Source organism: Thermogutta sp., assembly GCF_014359955.1.
GTDB lineage: Bacteria > Planctomycetota > Planctomycetia > Pirellulales > Thermoguttaceae > Thermogutta.
In genome coordinates this window covers 1-2,427 of sequence record NZ_JACIYL010000685.1, presented here as the reverse complement: position 1 = coordinate 2,427, position 2,427 = coordinate 1, and the positions used below count along the sequence as shown (strand labels likewise).

At 56.2% G+C, this 2,427-nt stretch carries 2 protein-coding genes; both read right to left on the bottom strand.

The annotated features are described in order from the left end of the window. The coding region (locus H5U08_RS15850; RefSeq protein ID WP_297035229.1) for a hypothetical protein at positions 1 to 1,409 on the bottom strand (1,409 nt) is incomplete at its 3' end. 40 nt (positions 1,410 to 1,449) lie between these two features. Next, on the bottom strand, positions 1,450 to 2,427 hold a 978-nt coding region (locus tag H5U08_RS15845; protein WP_297035227.1), incomplete at its 5' end, for a GH116 family glycosyl hydrolase.

The window sequence follows — 2,427 nt, the reverse complement described above, 5'->3', positions numbered from 1 at the left end:
GCCATGGGCATCCACCATGTCATCGGTTCCGTGTATCGGAAGGTCAAAATCCCATGGGCGTCATCCCATGCCGTTTCGTTGTCACCTTCTTTAAAGCGAAAGCCGAAGTCCTCCCAGGCCTCCACCCTCGAGATTTTGGCGAAAGGCATCCATAAACCCTGTTTCTCAATTCGCACGCGAAAAACTTCGGGAAACATTTCGTAGTAAAACTGAAGCGCGCCGCGAAATCCCAACTGGCCAGGAAACCGCCATTTGACAAGCCGCAGATGCGCTTCGCGCTTTTCCGGAGTGAGTGCAACGTCATAACTTACAAACAGACATCCCAGGCCAGCATGGTAGCCGACCCGAAACACCGCAGGGAGCGTCATGTCGATGCCTATGGCGTGCCCATTGTCCCCACTCCGTATCGCGGCAAACGGCCATCGGGAGAGACGATGCGCCACCCCAGCCCGGGTGCGGCTGGCGACGGTATATTCCCTGGTGGCCGAGACGACTTCCTCTCGCCGCGGATCGGGATACCAAACAACAGGCAACTGACCATCGCCGGAAATGGGATATAGGTAGCTGAGGGTGAGAAGCCGATCACCCGCTCCTGCCCATTTCAAACGAATGTCAACAGCGTCCCCAAAGCGTAGCTTTTCTACTTTTTGCTCGCACTCGATCCCCAGCCCCGACTGACCGAGTGCATAAAAGTCGGTGCCCGCTTTGATGTCCCGGATGACAAGTCCGGAGTACCCCTTTTTGTGCCAGGTGCACGGCACTCCATCGAAGTAGCCACCCTGCGAGAGCGCCAACTGATAGAGTCGGGGGGCCCGAAATGCCGCCGTGCCGGAGTGACGTCGGAACAGGAGATAAAACGAGAGCCGCTTCACCGGTTTTTCGGGGAAGACAATAACCCGTTTTTCTTGCCAGCCATGGGTTCCCACATCAAACGGCGCGGCCCGCCCCCACAAAGGCGTACCGTCCACGTACTGAAGATCCAAATAGAGGGAGTAATCGTTATCACGCGAACCGCCGACGTTTTCGGCCGCGCTCTCCGCAACGGCCAGCAGCGGTGTGGGTACCGTCTGGTTGAGCTCGACTGTTTGTACAGCTCCGCGAACTGCCGTCGGATCAGAGCCATTATCACAGACAAACGTGTTGTCTTTTTTGACGAAGCCCTCGCCGTAGCCCCGCCAGGCTGTTTCGTTGAGGAGATTTTGACCGAATCTCGGCTCGCGGAGCACCTCCAGAACGATGGTCTTTTGAGAGACGGCATTTCGACCTTGCGGCGATTCTCCAGCGACGAGGCCAGCGGAAAAGGCAAACAGCAGGATCCCCGTCACGGCGACTGAGAATCTGACGTGCTTGGTTCCGCCGGGGTTTTCCGTACCACGACGCAAAGCCGTCCGCGTGAGCAGCGAATCCATCTCTCGTTTTCTCCCGGCATTCCGAAGTGTGAAACCGTTTCTAATAGGTTAGGACAAAACTTACTTTTTCTCCGGCATGAAGGACTATCGGTTGGGTAAGGCAGCAAACCACCCGTCCGTTTTCAGATTCCAACTGCACGGGAATTGTCTCGTCGCCTTTCTGACACTCGACACGCTTGGGGAGAGCGTTCTCCGGGAGTTTTGTGATGAACTTTGCCAACGGCAGTTGGCCCCAGCGCAGGTCGATGGTGCCTACTTGCCGACCGGGTTCCCGTTTTTGGTAGAAAATCCCCCAACCTTCGGCTGCCGTGAAAAACGAGACATGGTCATCCGGTTTCCAGACGGGGCAGAATCCGATGGTCTGAGCGGGACCATCATAGATGAACCCCTGGCACGCCAGGAGCAACGACCAGGAACTCATTGCCCGGGCGTAAAACTTGCCGCATTCGTCGTCGCCAAACGGATTGCCTGAATAGCCCCAACTTGTGAAATTCCCCGGCGTCAATCCAGTTCTTTTTCGGCCATCATAGCGGAGGGCGATCGCTCGCACGACGGTGAATCCTTCGCGTGGTAAACCGGACTGAATCATGGCTGCCGCGGCTGCGTATTCAAAACCGGTCATCACTTCGCTTGCATAGCGGATAACCATTGCTGGAGGGTGAGTCCCCGGGGGCCATGTGAACATCTGCATCCCGGCGTCTTCGTCGGCCACAAATTTTCTCGGTTTCTGCGGCAATCCTTTCATGAACCCACGAAAATTGTAGCGGAATAAGCTGGCGAGGGCGGTCCGCACATGGTCAGGGGGATACACCCAGCCCAGATACAATTGATGGGCCCACCACTGACCCAAGACCTGATCAATGGCGCAACCCTGGCCGTAGTCTTCATGCGGTGTGGGATCGGGGATTTGTATGTAATACTGCCCATTGAAAAGCATCGTGTCTTGTTTGGTCTGGCCGGACAAACGGATGCGATGGTACCGTGCTGCAACGTCGTTTTCTCCTTGCAGTTGAGCCAT